Origin of the sequence: Ectopseudomonas composti, from assembly GCF_001567565.1 — a bacterium.
GTDB classification, from domain to species: domain Bacteria; phylum Pseudomonadota; class Gammaproteobacteria; order Pseudomonadales; family Pseudomonadaceae; genus Aquipseudomonas; species Aquipseudomonas composti_A.
Genome location: NZ_LSSW01000022.1, coordinates 150,927 through 167,399, shown reverse-complemented (window position 1 = coordinate 167,399; position 16,473 = coordinate 150,927). Strand labels below are relative to the sequence as shown.

14 protein-coding genes and 3 tRNA genes are annotated in these 16,473 nt (G+C 62.7%); 5 read left to right on the top strand and 12 right to left on the bottom strand.

The features are described 5' to 3' along the window. Positions 1-19 precede the first annotated feature (19 nt). The 3 genes from PCLY_RS10005 to PCLY_RS09995 form a co-directional block, all read right to left on the bottom strand. Positions 20-104: transfer RNA gene (locus tag PCLY_RS10005), tRNA-Leu, on the bottom strand. Positions 105-159: 55 nt separating this feature from the next. Then, a tRNA-His gene (locus PCLY_RS10000) sits at positions 160-235 on the bottom strand. Between the two features lie 38 nt (positions 236-273). Beyond that, a tRNA-Arg gene (locus PCLY_RS09995) sits at positions 274-350 on the bottom strand. 269 nt (positions 351-619) lie between these two features. On the opposite strand from PCLY_RS09995, the gene folD reads away from it, so the two are divergent. After that, entirely contained in the window at positions 620-1,474 is an 855-nt protein-coding gene (folD, locus tag PCLY_RS09990) for a bifunctional methylenetetrahydrofolate dehydrogenase/methenyltetrahydrofolate cyclohydrolase FolD (RefSeq protein ID WP_061239155.1), read from the top strand. A 99-nt stretch (positions 1,475-1,573) separates the two neighbouring features. Here folD and PCLY_RS09985 read toward each other — a convergent pair whose 3' ends face one another. From PCLY_RS09985 to PCLY_RS09960, 6 genes are read right to left on the bottom strand one after another with little or no spacing between them, the layout of a single operon-like run. Then, positions 1,574-3,316, bottom strand: a complete 1,743-nt coding sequence (locus tag PCLY_RS09985) for an ABC transporter substrate-binding protein (protein WP_061239154.1) — start codon at positions 3,314-3,316, stop codon at positions 1,574-1,576. A gap of 51 nt (positions 3,317-3,367) precedes the next feature. Beyond that, the gene (locus tag PCLY_RS09980) at positions 3,368-3,640 is read right to left on the bottom strand and encodes a DUF2160 domain-containing protein (protein ID WP_061239153.1); all 273 of its coding nucleotides are present in this window, start codon (positions 3,638-3,640) and stop codon (positions 3,368-3,370) included. 12 nt (positions 3,641-3,652) lie between these two features. Next, the gene (locus PCLY_RS09975) at positions 3,653-4,453 is read right to left on the bottom strand and encodes a carbohydrate ABC transporter permease (RefSeq protein WP_061239152.1); all 801 of its coding nucleotides are present in this window, start codon (positions 4,451-4,453) and stop codon (positions 3,653-3,655) included. A gap of 8 nt (positions 4,454-4,461) precedes the next feature. Further along, the gene (locus PCLY_RS09970) at positions 4,462-5,325 is read right to left on the bottom strand and encodes a carbohydrate ABC transporter permease (protein WP_061239151.1); all 864 of its coding nucleotides are present in this window, start codon (positions 5,323-5,325) and stop codon (positions 4,462-4,464) included. After that, on the bottom strand, positions 5,322-6,419 hold the full coding sequence (locus PCLY_RS09965; protein WP_061239150.1) for an ABC transporter ATP-binding protein: 1,098 nt from the start codon (positions 6,417-6,419) through the stop codon (positions 5,322-5,324). Before PCLY_RS09965 ends, PCLY_RS09970 begins: the two co-directional genes overlap by 4 nt. Continuing rightward, the gene (locus tag PCLY_RS09960) at positions 6,419-7,513 is read right to left on the bottom strand and encodes an ABC transporter ATP-binding protein (RefSeq protein ID WP_061239149.1); all 1,095 of its coding nucleotides are present in this window, start codon (positions 7,511-7,513) and stop codon (positions 6,419-6,421) included. Before PCLY_RS09960 ends, PCLY_RS09965 begins: the two co-directional genes overlap by 1 nt. A gap of 259 nt (positions 7,514-7,772) precedes the next feature. On the opposite strand from PCLY_RS09960, the gene PCLY_RS09955 reads away from it, so the two are divergent. Continuing rightward, positions 7,773-9,602, top strand: coding sequence for a sigma-54-dependent Fis family transcriptional regulator (locus PCLY_RS09955; protein ID WP_061239148.1), 1,830 nt, complete (start codon positions 7,773-7,775; stop codon positions 9,600-9,602). A 96-nt stretch (positions 9,603-9,698) separates the two neighbouring features. After that, positions 9,699-10,838 carry a class C beta-lactamase gene (ampC, locus tag PCLY_RS09950; RefSeq protein WP_061239147.1) on the top strand — a complete coding sequence of 380 codons (1,140 nt, stop codon included), beginning with the start codon at positions 9,699-9,701 and terminating at the stop codon, positions 10,836-10,838. 61 nt (positions 10,839-10,899) lie between these two features. Here ampC and PCLY_RS09945 read toward each other — a convergent pair whose 3' ends face one another. Further along, positions 10,900-11,649 (bottom strand): 3-oxoacyl-ACP reductase family protein, encoded by a 750-nt coding sequence (locus PCLY_RS09945; protein WP_061239146.1) that lies wholly within the window; start codon positions 11,647-11,649, stop codon positions 10,900-10,902. A 120-nt stretch (positions 11,650-11,769) separates the two neighbouring features. Here PCLY_RS09945 and PCLY_RS09940 point away from each other — a divergent pair, with 120 nt between their 5' ends. After that, positions 11,770-12,702 (top strand): LysR family transcriptional regulator, encoded by a 933-nt coding sequence (locus PCLY_RS09940; protein WP_061239145.1) that lies wholly within the window; start codon positions 11,770-11,772, stop codon positions 12,700-12,702. A 61-nt stretch (positions 12,703-12,763) separates the two neighbouring features. Here PCLY_RS09940 and cysS read toward each other — a convergent pair whose 3' ends face one another. Continuing rightward, positions 12,764-14,149: a cysteine--tRNA ligase gene (gene cysS / locus PCLY_RS09935; protein ID WP_061239144.1), complete on the bottom strand. Its 1,386-nt coding sequence runs from the start codon at positions 14,147-14,149 to the stop codon at positions 12,764-12,766. Beyond that, the gene (locus PCLY_RS09930; protein ID WP_061239143.1) at positions 14,149-15,813 is read right to left on the bottom strand and encodes a glutamine--tRNA ligase/YqeY domain fusion protein; all 1,665 of its coding nucleotides are present in this window, start codon (positions 15,811-15,813) and stop codon (positions 14,149-14,151) included. The genes cysS and PCLY_RS09930 overlap by 1 nt, the downstream gene beginning before the upstream one ends. A 160-nt stretch (positions 15,814-15,973) precedes the next feature. Between PCLY_RS09930 and PCLY_RS09925 the strand changes: the two genes are divergently transcribed. Then, the gene (locus PCLY_RS09925) at positions 15,974-16,471 is read left to right on the top strand and encodes a peptidylprolyl isomerase (RefSeq protein WP_061239142.1); all 498 of its coding nucleotides are present in this window, start codon (positions 15,974-15,976) and stop codon (positions 16,469-16,471) included. The last annotated feature ends 2 nt before the right edge of the window (positions 16,472-16,473 follow it).

Here is a 16,473-nt window from a genome sequence, read left to right as displayed (position 1 = left end):
TCGGGAGGATTTGTAAAGATGGTGCGGACGGAGAGACTCGAACTCTCACACCTTGCGGCGCCAGAACCTAAATCTGGTGTGTCTACCAATTTCACCACGTCCGCGTGGTTTGCAGCCTAAAACAAAAACGCCAGGCTTTGGGCCTGGCGCTTTGGAATATGGGGTGGACGATGGGAATCGAACCCACGACACCAGGAGCCACAATCCTGTGCTCTACCAACTGAGCTACGCCCACCATATTGCTTTGCTTACTCAAATTGCCTGACCGCCAAATGGCGCACCCGGCAGGACTCGAACCTGCGACCATCCGCTTAGAAGGCGGATGCTCTATCCAGCTGAGCTACGGGCGCTTATCCATCCGCTAGCGCAGACTTAGAAGCTTTCGGCTCCAGCCTCACCACCAGGGCTTGGCTCTTGCCGTCTCACCCAGCGAGTGGCTGTTCCTGAGAAGCGGGGCGAATGTTATAGACGCCTCCCAACCTCGTCAACAGAAATTTTCAAAAAAATTCAGCGATTTAAAGGAGTTACGCGAAAACGACGGCAGGCGCCTTTGCCCAAGTGAGCGCCCATGCGAGAATGCGCGTCCTTTTTTCATCCTTATTAATGGTTAACCAGCGCAATGACCGCACAACTGATCGACGGCAAGGCGATCGCCGCCAGCCTCCGCCAGCAGATTGCCCAACGTGTCGCCGAACGCCGTCAGCAAGGCCTTCGTGCGCCTGGCTTGGCTGTGATCCTGGTAGGTACCGATCCCGCCTCCCAGGTCTATGTGTCACATAAACGCAAGGATTGCGAAGAAGTCGGCTTTCTCTCCCGTGCCTATGATCTGCCGGCAGAGACCAGCCAGGCTGATCTGCTCGCATTGATCGACGAACTCAACGAAGACCCGACCATCGACGGCATTCTGGTACAGCTGCCGCTGCCGGAGCATCTGGATGCATCCCCCTTGCTCGAGCGCATTCGCCCGGACAAGGACGTCGACGGCTTCCACCCCTATAACATCGGCCGCCTGGCTCAGCGCATGCCGCTGCTACGCCCCTGCACCCCCAAAGGCATCATGACCCTGCTGCACAGCACCGGCGTCGATCTCTACGGTCTGCACGCGGTCGTGGTCGGTGCCTCCAATATCGTCGGTCGTCCGATGGCCATGGAGCTGCTGCTGGCCGGCTGCACCGTCACCGTCACCCATCGCTTCACCAAGGACCTGGCCGCTCACGTCGGCCAGGCCGATATCGTCGTGGTCGCCGTCGGCAAGCCGGGACTGGTCAGGGGTGAGTGGATCAAGGAAGGCGCCATCGTCATCGATGTTGGTATCAATCGCCAGGACGACGGCAAACTGGTCGGTGACGTGGTGTATGAGACCGCCCTGCCCCGCGCCGGCTGGATCACCCCGGTTCCGGGCGGCGTCGGCCCGATGACTCGCGCCGGGCTGCTGGAAAACACCCTGCACGCGGCCGAGCACCTGCATAAATAAGCAGCATGGTTGAATGAAAAACGGCACCCTAGGGTGCCGTTTTTTATCGCGGCTGAAGCGGAATGCCGCCCAGCCGTTCTCACAGGAACGGCGCTGACCTCACTTACGCGCCTGCTCCCAGGATTTGAGCAGCTCGTCGTAGGCGATGGTTTCGCCCTTGGGCTTCTCGTTGGCCAGCTTGGGCTTGGGCGCACCCGGCTGGTCGAACCAGTACTGCGGGTCACGCGGTTCGTTCAGTTTCGGCCCGCACTCACCCAGTACATTGGAACGCTCCAGGCGGCCGAGCATGGTGTCCTGCGCTGCGGCCAGGCCATCGAGCGCCTGTTGTGGCGTCTTGTCGCCACTGGCGGCCTCGGCGATGAACTGCCACCAGAGCTGAGCCAGGCGCGGATAGTCCGGCACGTTGGTGCCGGTCGGCGTCCATTGCACGCGGGCCGGGCTGCGGTAGAACTCCACCAGACCACCGAGCTTGGGCGCCACGTCGGTCATGGCTTGCGAGTTGATGTCCGACTCACGAATCGGCGTCAGGCCCACCAGGGTCTTTTTCAGCGAGACGGTCTTGGACGTGACGAACTGAGCGTAGAGCCAGGCGGCCAGGCGCTGTTTCTCCGGAGTGGACTTGAGGAAGGTCCAGGAACCGGTGTCCTGATAGCCCAGCTTCATACCCTCTTCCCAGTACGGCCCCTTGGGCGACGGCGCCATGCGCCATTTCGGCGTGCCGTCCGCGTTGACCACCGGCAAGCCCGGTTTGGTCATGTCGGCAGTGAAGGCGGTGTACCAGAAGATCTGCTGGGCGATGGCGCCCTGCGCCGGCACCGGCCCGGCTTCGGAGAAGGTCATACCCTGCGCTTCCGGTGGCGCGTACTGGCGCATCCAGTCGACGTACTTCTGCGTGGCGAACACCGCCGCCGGGGCGTTGGTGGCACCGCCACGCGCGACACTGGAGCCCACCGGCCGGCAGCCCTCGACGCGAATGCCCCACTCGTCCACCGGCAGGCCGTTGGGCAGGCCCTTGTCACCGCCGCCAGCCATGGAGAACCAGGCGTCGGTGAAGCGCCAGCCCAGCGATGGATCTTTCTTGCCGTAGTCCATATGGCCGTAGATGCGCTGACCGTCGATCTCCTTGACGTGCTTGGAGAAGAACTCGGCGATGTCCTCGTAGGCCGACCAGTTGACCGGCACACCCAGCTCGTAGCCATAGATTTCCTTGAACTTGGCCTTGAGCTCAGGCCGCTCGAACCAGTCGGCGCGGAACCAGTAGAGGTTGGCGAACTGCTGATCGGGCAGTTGGTACAACTTGCCGTCCGGCCCGGTGGTGAAGGAAATACCGATGAAGTCTTCGAGATCCAGGGTAGGCGAGGTGAAGTCCTTGGCCTCACCCTTGATCATGTCGCTGATCGCCATGGCCTTGCCGTAGCGGGCGTGGGTGCCGATCAGGTCGGAGTCGTTGACCCAGCCATCGTAGATGTTCCTGTCGGACTGCATCTGGGTCTGCAGTTTCTCCACCACATCGCCTTCCTGCAGCAGATCATGGCGCAGCTTGATGCCAGTGATCTCACTGAAGGCCTTGGCCAGCACTTTGGACTCGTATTCATGGGTGGTGATGGTTTCCGACACCACGCTGATATCCATGCCGCGGAAGGGCTCGGCGGCCTTGATGAACCATTTCAGTTCTTCGAGTTGCTGCTCGGGCGTCAGGGTCGAGGGATTGAATTCATCATTGATCCATTTCTTTGCAGCCTCTTCGTAGGCATCCGCCCAGGCAGCACCGCTCAAACCGGACAACGCCAGCAAGGCAGCCAGCGCCATGCTATGTCGGGTCTTGTTGTTATTGTCGAACATAGAGACCTCCATCTCAGGATTTGGGGAGAGGCATACCGGCAAAAGCCCGGCTCAGCCCCAGCGCATGACTGCGCACAGCCACAACAGTGATAGCAGCGAGGCTATCCACACGCTCCAGTCGGTCACGCCGATTACCAGCAGGTGCAGGTAGGCGCTGCCGAGCAGACCGATGAACAACCGATCACCCCGGGTGGTGGTGATCGGCAGAAAACCCTTGCGTTCGACGCACGGCCAGCGCAGCTCGACCAGCATCATGCCGGCCAGCAGCACGGCGATACCGGTGAAGAACAGTGCGGTCGGCAGAGTCCAGGCCATCCAGCTCATGACGAACCTCCCTTACACGCGACCAAGGGCGAAGCCCTTGGCCACATGGTTGCGAACGAACCAGATCACCAGCATCCCCGGCAGGATGGTCAGCACCCCGGCGGCGGCCAGCACGCCCCAGTCGATGCCCGAGGCGGACACGGTGCGGGTCATGACCGCGGCGATGGGTTTGGCGTCCACCGAGGTCAGGGTGCGCGCCAGCAACAGCTCGACCCAGGAGAACATGAAGCAGAAGAAGGCGGTGACGCCGATGCCGGAGCGAATCAGCGGAATGAAGATCTTCACGAAGAATTTCGGGAAGCTGTAACCGTCGATATAGGCCGTCTCGTCGATTTCCTTGGGCACGCTGGACATGAAACCTTCGAGGATCCACACCGCCAGCGGTACGTTGAACAGGCAATGCGCCAATGCCACGGCAATGTGGGTGTCGAACAGGCCGATGGACGAGTACAGCTGGAAGAACGGCAACAGGAACACTGCCGGCGGCGCCATGCGGTTGGTCAGCAGCCAGAAGAACAGGTGCTTGTCGCCAAGAAAACGGTAGCGCGAGAAGGCATAGGCAGCCGGCAGCGCCACGCTGAGCGAGATCAGGGTATTGAGGCTGACGTAGTACAGCGAGTTGAGGTAACCCTCGTACCAGCTACGGTCGGTGAAAATCACCCGGTAGTTGTCCAGGGTGAAGCTCTGCGGCCACAGGCTCAGCCCGCCGAGAATCTCGGTGTTGCTCTTGAACGACATGTTCAGCAGCCAGTAGATGGGCACCAGCATGAACAGGAAATAGATCAGCAGCACCAGGCGTTTGCGCAGCATCATGGTCGGCCTCAGCGATTTTTGTCGTCGTAGGTCATGGCGGTATAGAACAGCCAGGACACCAGCAGGATGATCAGGAAGTACACCAGCGAGAACGCCGCTGCCGGGCCCAGGTCGAACTGACCGATGGCCATTTGCGTCAGGGTCTGGCTGAGGAAGGTGGTGGCATTGCCCGGGCCGCCACCGGTGAGCACGAAGGGCTCGGTGTAGATCATGAAGCTGTCCATGAAGCGCAGCATCACCGCGATCAGCAGCACGCTTTTCAGCTTGGGCAGCTGGATATGGCGAAACACTGCCCAGTTCGACGCGCGGTCGATGCGCGCCGCCTGATAGTAGACGTCGGGAATGGCGCGCAGCCCCGAGTAACACAGCAGCGCCACCAGCGAAGTCCAGTGCCAGACGTCCATCACCAGCACCGTCACCCAGGCGTCCATGGTGTTGGCGGCGTAGTTGTAGCTGATGCCCAGGCTGTTCAATACCCAGCCCATCAAGCCGATGTCGGCGCGGCCGAAGATCTGCCAGATGGTGCCCACCACGTTCCACGGAATCAGCAGCGGAATGGCCATCAGGATCAGGCACAGCGAGGCCCAGCGCCCGCGCGTCGGCATACACAGGGCGATGGCGATACCTAGCGGAATCTCGATCAGCAGCACGCAGGCGGAAAAGATGAACTGACGCAGCAGCGAGTCATGCAGGCGCGGGTCCTGCAGCACCTGGCGATACCAGTCGACGCCGACGAAGTAGCGCGTGGCCGGGTCGAAGATATCCTGCACCGAGTAGTTGACCACCGTCATCATCGGCACGATGGCGCTGAACGCCACCAGCAGGAACACCGGAAGCACCAGCCACCAGGCCTTGTTGTTCTGCACCTTCATGGCGCCACCTCCACCAGGTAGTCATCGGCGTAGAGCATCAGCCACTGCGCCGGAAAGCTCAGATACACCTGCTCGCGCGGCACTGGCTGGTCTTCCTGCAGGCGCGCCTTGAGCACCTGGCCATCGAGGTCGAAGGTGAGGATCTTGTAGGTGCCCAGATCCTCGACATGCAGCACCTGGCCACACAGCGCGTCTTCGTAGGCGCCATCCCAGATGTGCACGAACTCGGGGCGAATCCCCACCTGCAGGCGCTTGCCGCCCAGTTCGGCCAGGCGCCGGTTGAGCGCGTCGGGCAAGGGCAGCACGGTATCGGCGAAACGCACGCCACCCTCGCGGCGCTGCACCTCGATCAGGTTCATGCCCGGGCTGCCGATGAAATAGCCGACGAAGGTGTGCCCGGGACGCTCGAACAGCTCGCGCGGCGTGCCGAACTGGACGATCTGCCCGCCGTACATCACCGCGATCTTGTCGGCGAAGGTGGAGGCCTCCAGCTGGTCGTGGGTGACGTAGACCATGGTGATGTTGAACTGCTCGTGGATCTGCTTGAGCTTGCGCCGCAGCTTCCACTTCAGATGCGGGTCGATCACCGTCAGCGGTTCGTCGAAGAGGATCGCCGATACATCGTCACGCACCAGGCCACGGCCCATGGAGACCTTCTGCTTCTCGTCGGCGGTGAGGTTGCGCGCTTTCTTGTGCAGCAGCGGGTGCAGCTCCAGCACCTCGGCGATCTCGTGCACCTTGCTCATCACCCGCGCGGCGTCCATACCTTGATTGCGCAGCGGGAAGGCCAGGTTGTCGAACACCGTCATGGTGTCGTAGACCACCGGGAACTGGAAAACCTGGGCGATATTGCGCTCTTGCGGCGACAGCGCATTGACCGCCTTGCCGTCGAACTGCACCTCGCCCTGCGAAGGACTGAGCAGACCGGAGATGATGTTGAGCAAGGTCGACTTGCCGCAGCCGGATGGCCCCAGCAGCGCATAGGCGCCGCCCTGCTGCCAGACATGGTTCATTTCGCGGATCGCATAATCTTCCGGCGCCTTCGACACACCGCTGTAACTGTGCGCGAGGTTGTGCAAGCGAATCTCGGCCATCAGGCTGCCCTCCCCTGACGCCGACTGGGTGCCTGCACCAGTTGCCCGTCGGCGGCGAAGACGAAGAGTTTGTGGGTGGGGATATAGATGAGGATCGGCGTATCCACGGCGTACTCGTGCACGCCCGGCAGGTGCAGCACCAGCACGAACTGTTCATTGCGTACATGCAGGAAGGTTTCCGAGCCGCTGATCTCGGCCAGCTCCACGGTCACCGCCAGTTCCAGATCATCGTCGTTCGATGGCACCAAGCCGATATGGCTGGGCCGCACGCCAAACCGATACTCACCTTCGGCGATGCCGCGCAGATCGGGGTTGAGCGGAAAGTGCACGCAGTCGGCGAAGCTCACCTCGGAGCCGCTGATGCGCCCCGGCATCAGATTGATCGCAGGCTCGGAGAACAACTCGGCAGCCAGCACCTGCTGCGGCCGGTGGTAAACCTCGGCGGTCTTGCCGCTCTGCACCACCCGCCCCTCGTGCAGGATGGTGGTGGTGCCACCCAGGGCCAGCGCCTCGTTGGGCTCGGTGGTGGCGTAGATGGCGATGGTGTGGCGCGCCTGGAACAGCTCGCGCATTTCCTGGCGCAGCTCTTCGCGCAACTTGTAGTCGAGGTTGACCAGGGGCTCATCGAAGAGGATCAGCGAGGCGTCCTTGACCAGCGCCCGCGCCATGGCCGTACGCTGCTGCTGGCCGCCGGACAGTTCCAGCGGATAGCGCGACAGCAGCTGGTCGATGCGCAGCATGCGCGCCGTGGCCTCGACCTTCTCGACGATCTGTTCCTTGGCCACACCGGCCTGACGCAGCGGCGAGGCGATGTTCTCGAACACCGTAAGGGTCGGGTAGTTGATGAACTGCTGATAGACCATCGACACATTGCGCTGGCGCACCGGCACGCCAGTGACATCGGCGCCGTTCATCAGCACGCGACCGCTGCTGGGCCGATCCAGCCCGGCCATCAGGCGCATCAGGCTGGTCTTGCCTGCCAGTGTGCGGCCGAGCAAAACGTTGAAGGAGCCGGGTTCGAAACTCAGGCAGGCGTCATCAATGTGCAGCTGGCCGTCGACGATACGGGTGACGTGTTCGAGCGTGAGCGACATGGCCTGTCCTTTTTCTTGTCGTGCCATTCGATTACGAACACTCAGAGCGACAAGCGTGCCAACCCGTATCTATTCATCGCATCCAATTGATAAATATAGAAAAGCTCTCCCAACAAGCTCGCGCCTGCTGTTTTCCAATGAACAGTTTTGAACAGTCGAATGTGAACAATTGAACAATTCGTTCATTGACTTTGAACAGTCTTGAACGAGACTGGACGGATCGCGGCGCAGATCGCGAACCGACAAGAAGAGATCACCGATGACCGAAGCTGCCCGCGCACCAGCGCACGACACCCTCATTCAGGAATCCTGGTCGCGCTGTCGCGACTACGGCCTGACCCACCAGAGCGTGCCCCGTTTCGACCCGCCGACAGCGGGTGATCTTTCGGTCCTGCTGGAAAGCCGCCAGGCCCTGGTGCAGACCACCCACCAGGAAGTGCTTCCCTACTACGGCACCATCCTGTCCAACTCCAACTGCCTGATCATGCTCGCCGACGAGCAGGGCCGGCTGCTGCAATCCTGGGGAGACCAGCGCTTCATCGAGCCGCGCCAGGCCGCCGGTTTCGTCGCTGGCGCCAGCTGGCTGGAGCGCTACACCGGCACCAACGCCATCGGCACCGCGCTCAGTTGTGGCCAGGCCGTGCACATCCAGCACGACGAGCACTTTCTCAAGGCCAACCGTTTCATGACCGGCTCCGCCTCGCCGATCTTCGACGAACAGCGACGCATGATCGCCGTGCTCGACGTATCCAGCGACAGCTACCTGCCGCCCGCGCACACCCTGGGCATGGTCAAGATGATGAGCCAGTCGGTGGAGAACCGCCTGATCCTCAAGCTGTTCGCCGACCAGTACCACCTGCTCAGCTTCAACACCAGCCTGGACAACCTCGACAGCCCCTGGGCCGGCCTGGTGGTGTTCGACGAACAGGGCCATGTGGTGTCGGCCAACCGCCGCGCCGATAACCTGCTCGGCCAACCCCTGACCTACGGCGCCATCGAGCAGCTATTCGACGTGCCGCTGCAACAGCTGCTCAACCAACCGGACGGCCAGCCATTCAGCCTGCGCACCAGCAGCCACTTTCGCTTTCATGCACGGGTACGGCGCCCTGCCCGGCCGGCACTCATCCAGCCTCGCGACTTCCGCCCGCAGGCTGCGCAGAACTCGCCGCAAGAGCCTCATCTGCATGCGCTGAGCGCGGGCGATGCACGCATGGACAAGGCCGTTCGCCAGGCCCAACGGTTGCTGGAAAAAGACATTCCGATTCTGCTGCAAGGCGAAACCGGCGCCGGCAAGGAGGTGTTCGTCAAGGCGCTGCACCGCGCCAGCTCACGCGCCGACCAGCCGTTCATCGCGGTCAACTGCGCCGCCATTCCGGCCGAGTTGGTGGAGTCGGAGCTGTTCGGCTACGAAAAAGGCGCCTTCACCGGCGCCAGCCAGAAGGGCCATGTCGGCCTGATCCGCAAGGCACACAAGGGCACGCTGTTTCTCGACGAGATCGGCGACATGCCGCAACGTGTGCAGGCCCGCCTGCTGCGTGTGCTGCAGGAGCGCTGCGTGCAGCCGCTGGGCAGCAGCGAACTGCATGCGGTGGATGTGCGCCTGATCTCCGCCACCAACCGTTCGCTGCGCCAGGACGTCGACAGCGGTCAGTTCCGCGCGGACCTGTACTACCGCATCAGCGGCCTGAACCTGGAGCTGCCGCCGCTACGCGAACGCAGCGACAAGCAGGCACTGTTCCAGCGCGTGTGGGAGCAACATCGCGAACCCCAGCAACGTGCGGGCATTAGCCGCGAGGTGCTGGAACTGTTCCAGCACCACCCCTGGCCCGGTAATCTGCGCCAGCTCAGCAGCGTACTGCGCGTGGCGCTGGCCATGGCCGATGACCAACCCATTCGCGCCGAGCACCTGCCGGACGACTTCTTTCTCGATCTGCCCACGGACACCGCCCTGCCGGCACACCCAGAGCCCGACGATCTTGCCAGCCAGTACCAGGCGTGCGGCGGTAATATCTCCTACCTGGCCCGCCATCTCGGCCTGAGTCGCAACACGCTCTACAAGCGCCTGCGCGAACAGGGCGTGCGCCCCTGAACCTTTGTTCGAGGAGCCGGCCAAAGCCATACATTTGCCATCCCGCCGGGCCTCTTCTGTCGGGCTGGGGTCGCCTCGCCAAGAAAGGACTTCTCAATGCGCCATCCGTATCGCCCTCTGCTCGCCGCCCTGGCCTTGCTGGCCTCCAGCCATGCGCTGGCGACAACGCCACTGGAGAAACGGGTCGATGCAGCCGCAAAGTCGGTGATGCAGCGCTACGCCATCCCCGGCATGGCCATCGCCATCAGCCACAACGGCCAGCAGCACTTCTATGAATATGGCGTTGCCTCCCGTGAAAGCGGCCAGACCGTGGATCGCCATACGCTGTTCGAGCTGGGATCGATCAGCAAGCTGTTCACCGCCACCCTCGGCGCCTATGCCGAAGCCCGCGGCACGCTGAACCTCAGCGACAACGCCAGCCAGTACCTGCCGGCCCTACAAGGCAGCGCCTTCGATCACGTCAGCCTGCTGGATCTGGCCACTTACAGCGCCGGCGGCCTGCCGCTGCAGTTCCCGGATGCGGTCGGCAGTGAACAGCAGATGCTCGCCTACTACCGCAACTGGCAGGCAGTCTACCCGCCCGGCACCCAGCGCCTGTACTCCAACCCCAGCATCGGCCTGTTCGGCTATCTGGCCGCCGCCAGCCTGGCCGAGCCGTTTCCGCAACTGATCGAGAACAGCCTGTTCCCGCAGTTGGGCCTGAAGGAAAGTTACGTGCGGATACCGGCCGAACAGATGCCGCGTTACGCCTGGGGCTATCGCGACGACAGGCCTGTACGCGTCAACCCCGGCGCGCTGGACGCTGAAGCCTACGGTCTGAAATCCAGCGCCTCGGACATGCTGCGTTTCATCGACGCCAACCTGCACCCGCAGCGCTTGCCTGCCGCGCTGCACCAGGCCATCAGCTCCACCCATCGCGGCTACTACCAGATCGGCGACATGACCCAAGGACTGGGCTGGGAGCGCTACACCTACCCTATCAGCCTGGAGAAACTGCAAGCCGGCAACTCAGCCGAGATGGCGCTGCAGTCCCAGCCAATCGAGCGCTTCAGCGTACCCAGGCCGGCCGAAGGCGACCTGCTGCTGAATAAAACCGGTTCGACCAATGGCTTCGGCGCCTACATCCTGCTGCTGCCGGCCCGTGATACCGGGCTGGTGATCCTCGCCAACCGCAATTACCCGAATGCCGAGCGTGTGCGCCTGGCGTTGCAACTGCTCGAGGCAGTCGAGCAGTAATTCTGGCAGGACGGGTGAACCATCGGCCCCTCCAGCACACTCTGCGGGCGCCCCCGCCTTGTCAGGCCGAGAAACCACCGTCAATGGTCAGGTTGGCGCCTGTGATGTAAGCCGCCTCAGGGCCAGCCAGATAGGCCACGAAGCTGGCGATTTCCTCGGCCTTGCCATAGCGCTGCAGGGCCATGGTCTGCTTCAGTGACTGGGCGAAATCACCATGATCCGGGTTCATATCGGTATCCACCGGACCAGGCTGCACGTTGTTGACCGTGATGCCGCGCGGCCCCAGATCACGAGCCAGGCCTTTGGTGAAACCAGCTACCGCCGCCTTGCTCAGCGCATAGACCGAACCACCGGCGAACGGCATGCGCTCGGCGTTGGTGCTGCCGATGGTGATGATGCGGCCGCCCTCGCCCATCACCCGCGCGGCCTCCTGGCTGGCGATCACTACACTACGCACGTTGACGTCAAGGGTGCGATCAAGATCCTCGACGCTGAACTCTTCGATCGGCGCCACCGCCAGCACACCGGCGTTATTCACCAGAATATCGAGTCGACCGAAGGTATCCAGCGCGTGTCGGATGGCGGCGCGAATGGCCTGCTCGTCACGACTGTCGGCCTGGATGGCGATGGCGTGGCCACCGACGGCTTCGATTTCACGCACCACTTCGAGGGCACCAGACGCCGAAGAGACGTAGGTCAATGCAACGGCTGCACCGTCCTTGGCCAGGCGTTGGGCGATGGCGGCACCGATGCCGCGCGAACCGCCCTGAATGAAGGCGACCTTGTTTGCAAGGGGTTGATTGAGGCTCATGGCTAATCTCCTGTGACTGAGGGGTTGAATGAAGCACGGACTCAGTATTCACCCACGACTCACAACCGATAAGCTGGCAATCGCTATATTCAGTCGATACCAATGGTTTACGGAGCATCCATGGAAACCCTCAGCAGCATCGAGTGCTTCGTCCGTGCAGCCGAGGCAGGCAGCTTCGCCGAGGCCGCACGGCGACTGGGCCTGACCCCAGCAGCCGTGGGCAAGAACGTCGCCCGATTAGAGTCCAACCTCGGCGTGCGTCTGTTCCTGCGCAGCACCAGACGTCTGACCCTGACTGAGGCCGGCGAACGCTTTCTTGCCGAGGTGTCGGGCGGACTGGCGAGCATTCAGGGCGCAGTGGCCAATCTGGCGAGCAGCCAGGGCCAACCCGCAGGCACCCTCAAGGTGAGCATGGGCCTGGCGTTCGGCCGCGATTACATCCTGCCGCACCTGAGCGTTTTCCTCGCGCGCTACCCGGCGATCAGCCCGGACTGGCATTTCGACAACCGCGCCGTCGACCTTATCGGCGAGGGTTTCGACGCGGCCATCGGCGGCGGCTTCGAGCTGCCTCCTGGCGCAATTGCCCGGCAGTTGGCCCCTGCTCACCGGGTGCTGCTGGCGTCGGCGCACTACCTTGCCAGGCATCCCACCATCGAAACGCCGGAGGATCTGGCACGGCACGACGGCATCCTCATGCGTTCGCCGCAAACTGGCCGGGTGCGCAGCTGGCCACTGCGCACCCGTGACGACCATCAAGCCACCTTCGAACTCAAGCAGCGCATGACCTTCAACGACCCCGAAGCAGCCTGCCATGCCGCCCAGCAAGGCCTGGGCATCACCCTGGTCAGCACCGTCCACGCGCTACCCTATCTGCAACGTGGCAGCTTGCAGCGAGTATTGCCGGACTGGTATGTCGACACCGGTAGCCTCAGCCTGTACTTCAGCGCCCAGAAGCAGTTGCCAGCCAAGACGCGAGTGTTCATCGACTTCATCGTCGAGCGATTTCGAGAACAGCGCTGGGCCGCGCATTTCGACGCCCGCCAGCCTCGCTAGCGCGCCCTCCCAGAAACGACAAAGGCCGCTGAGAAGCGGCCTTTGTCGTTAAGCACCAGCCCTATTCGGCCAGGCGCCAGGTGGTGCCGCCTTTGCCGTCTTCCAGCACCACGCCCATGGCGGTGATCTGGTCGCGGATGCGGTCGCTTTCTGCCCAGTTCTTGTCGGCGCGGGCCTGCAGGCGCGCGGCGATCAGCGCCTCGACCTCAGCGGCATCGACCTTGCCGGCAGCGCCAGCCTGGAGGAAGGCCTCCGGCTCCAGCTGCAGCACACCGAGCACGCCGGCCAGCTGCTTGAGCTGGGCAGCCAGGCCGGCAGCGGCCTGCACGTCGGATTCGCGCAGGCGGTTGACCTCGCGAATCATCTCGAACAACACCGCGCAGGCTTCCGGCGAGTTGAAGTCGTCATCCATCGCCGCGCCGAAGCGCTCGACGAAGTCCTCGCCACCGGCAGGCGCGGCTTCCGGCAGGCCTTTCAGACCATTGTAGAAGCGCTCCAGGGCGCCCTTGGCTTCCTTGAGGCTCTCTTCCGAGTAGTTGATCGGGCTGCGGTAGTGGCTGGACACCAGCAGGTAGCGCACCACCTCCGGCTGGTACTTCTCCAGCACCTCGCGGATGGTGAAGAAGTTGCCCAGGCTCTTGGACATCTTCTCGCCATCCACGCGCACCGCGCCGGCGTGCATCCAGGCATTGGCGTACTGCTTGCCGGTGGCCGCCTCGCTCTGCGCGATCTCGTTCTCGTGGTGCGGGAACACCAGGTCCGGGCCGCCGCCGTGGATGTCGAAGGTCTCGCCGAGGCAGCAGGTGGACATCACCGAGCATTCGATATGCCAGCCCGGACGCCCAGCGCCCCAAGGCGACTGCCAGCTCGGCTCACCCGGTTTGACGCCCTTCCACAGGACGAAGTCCAGCGGATCTTCCTTGGCCTCGTCGACCTCGATGCGCGCACCGATCTTCAGGTCTTCGATCTTCTTGCGCGACAGCTTGCCGTAGCCCACGAACTTGCCGACGCGGTAGTACACGTCGCCATTGCCCGGCGCATAGGCGTAACCCTTGTCGATCAGGGTCTGGATCATCTGGTGCATGCCGGCGATATGGCCGGTGGCGCGCGGCTCGATGTCCGGGCGCAGCACGGACAGACGCGCCTCGTCCTCGTGCATCGCCGCAATCATGCGCTCAACCAGTGCCTCGAACGGCTCGCCGTTCTCATTGGCACGCTTGATGATCTTGTCATCGATGTCGGTGATATTGCGCACATAGGTCACGTCATAGCCGCGCTGACGCAGCCAGCGGGTGACCACGTCGAAGGCGACCATCACCCGGGCATGGCCAATGTGGCAGAAGTCATAGACGGTCATGCCGCACACGTACATGCGTACGCTGTTACCGATCAGCGGCTTGAACGGTTCCTTGACCTTGCTAAGCGTGTTGTAGATCGACAGTGCCATTACTGCCCCCACGAATCGCGCAAGGTGACGGTACGGTTGAACACCAGCGCCTCGGCCGTCGAATCCTTGTCCAGGCAGAAGTAGCCTTCGCGCTCGAACTGGAAACGGTCCTCGGCAGCAGCCTGAGCCAGCGAAGGCTCGGCGCGGCAACCGGTGAGCACCACCAGCGACTCGGGGTTGATGTTGTCGAGGAAGCTGCCGCCCTCTTCACTCTTCTCCGGATTGGCCGAGCGGAACAGGCGGTCGTACAGACGCACTTCGCACTCGACGCTTTCGGCTGCCGGCACCCAGTGGATCACGCCCTTGACCTTGCGCCCTTCGGGGTTCTTGCCCAGGGTGTTCTCGTCATAGGAGCAGCGCAGCTCGACGATATTGCCGGCGGCGTCCTTGATGGCCTCGTCGGCGCGAATCACGTAGCTGCCGCGCAGGCGCACTTCGCCGCCCGGGATCAGGCGCTTGAAGCCGTCCGGCGGGGTTTCCTCGAAATCGCTGGCGTCGATGTAGATCTCGCGGGAGAACGGCAACACGCGCACGCCCATGTCCTGCTTGGGATGGCGCGACAGTTCGAGGTTCTCCAGCTTGCCCTCGGGGTAATTGGTGATCACCACTTTCAGCGGCTTGAGCACGCACATGGCGCGCGCGGCGTTGGCGTCCAGGTCGTCACGAATGGCGAACTCGAGCATGCCGATGTCCACCAGGCCACCGGCGCGGTTGACGCCGATCATGTCGCAGAAGGTACGGATCGAAGCCGGGGTATAGCCGCGACGGCGATAGCCGGACAACGTCGACATGCGCGGGTCGTCCCAGCCGTTGACGTGCTTCTCGTCGACCAGTTGCTTGAGCTTGCGCTTGCTGGTGATGGTGTAGTTCAGGTTCAGGCGGGCAAATTCGTACTGGCGCGGTTGCGCCGGCACAGCCAGGTTTTCCAGGAACCATTCGTACAGCGGGCGGTGATCTTCGAACTCCAGGGTGCAGATCGAGTGGGTCACACCTTCGATGGCATCGGACTGGCCATGGGTGAAGTCGTAGCTAGGGTAAATGCACCACTTGTCGCCGGTCTGGTGGTGGTGAGCGTGGCGGATGCGATAGAGGATCGGGTCGCGCAGATTGATGTTCGGCGAGGCCATGTCGATCTTGGCGCGCAGCGAACGGGCGCCATCGGGGAACTCACCGGCCTTCATGCGGGCGAACAGGTCGAGGTTCTCTTCGACGCTGCGCTCACGGAACGGGCTGTTCTTGCCCGGCTCGTTGAGGCTGCCGCGGTACTCACGCATTTGCTCGGCATTGAGGTCGCAGACGAAAGCCTTGCCGGCCTTGATCAGCTCGATGGCCCAGGCATGCAGCTGGTCGAAATAGTTGGAGGCGTAGCGCTCCTCGCCGGCCCACTTGAAGCCCAGCCACTCGACGTCAGCCTTGATCGCGTCGATGTATTCCTGGTCTTCCTTGGCCGGGTTGGTGTCGTCGAAACGCAGGTTGCACTGGCCGCCGAACTCTTCGGCCAGGCCGAAGTTCAGGCAGATGCTCTTGGCATGGCCGATGTGCAGATAGCCGTTGGGCTCCGGCGGAAAGCGGGTCACGATCTGGGCGTGCTTGCCGCTGTCCAGGTCAGCCTGGACGATGGGGCGCAGGAAATTGGCAGCTTTTTCGACGGTAGGCTTGCTCATGGTGTCCTTAACAATACTGGCGCGGCACAGGGTAGGCCGCTTCGGGCAAAGTCCGTATCATAACCAACCTGTCAAGCCCCTGACAGGGTGCATGCCACCCTGACAAGCGCTGTTCACCTCAGGGCCACTGGCTCGAACCTGCCTCATCACGGATACGATCATGATCAAACTGCACACCAACCACGGCGTCATCACCCTGAACCTGTTCGCCGACAAGGCCCCGGAAACCGTGGCCAACTTCGAGCAATACGTGAAGGAAGGCCATTACGACGGCACCATCTTCCACCGCGTGATCGGCAACTTCATGATCCAGGGCGGTGGTTTCGAGCCAGGCATGAAGCAAAAGCCGACCCGCGCGCCGATCAAGAACGAAGCCAACAACGGCGTCGCCAACAAGGTCGGCACCGTCGCCATGGCCCGCACCATGGAGCCGCATTCGGCCAGCGCGCAGTTCTTCATCAACGTCGCCGACAACGCCTTCCTCAACCACAGTGCACCGACCGTTCAGGGCTGGGGCTACGCCGTGTTCGGTGAAGTGGTCGAAGGCATGGACGTGGTCGAGAAGATCAAGGGCGTGGCCACCACCATGAAATCCGGCCACCAGGACGTTCCGGTGGACGACGTAATCATCGAGAAGGCTGAAGTCGTAGCCGAGTAAGT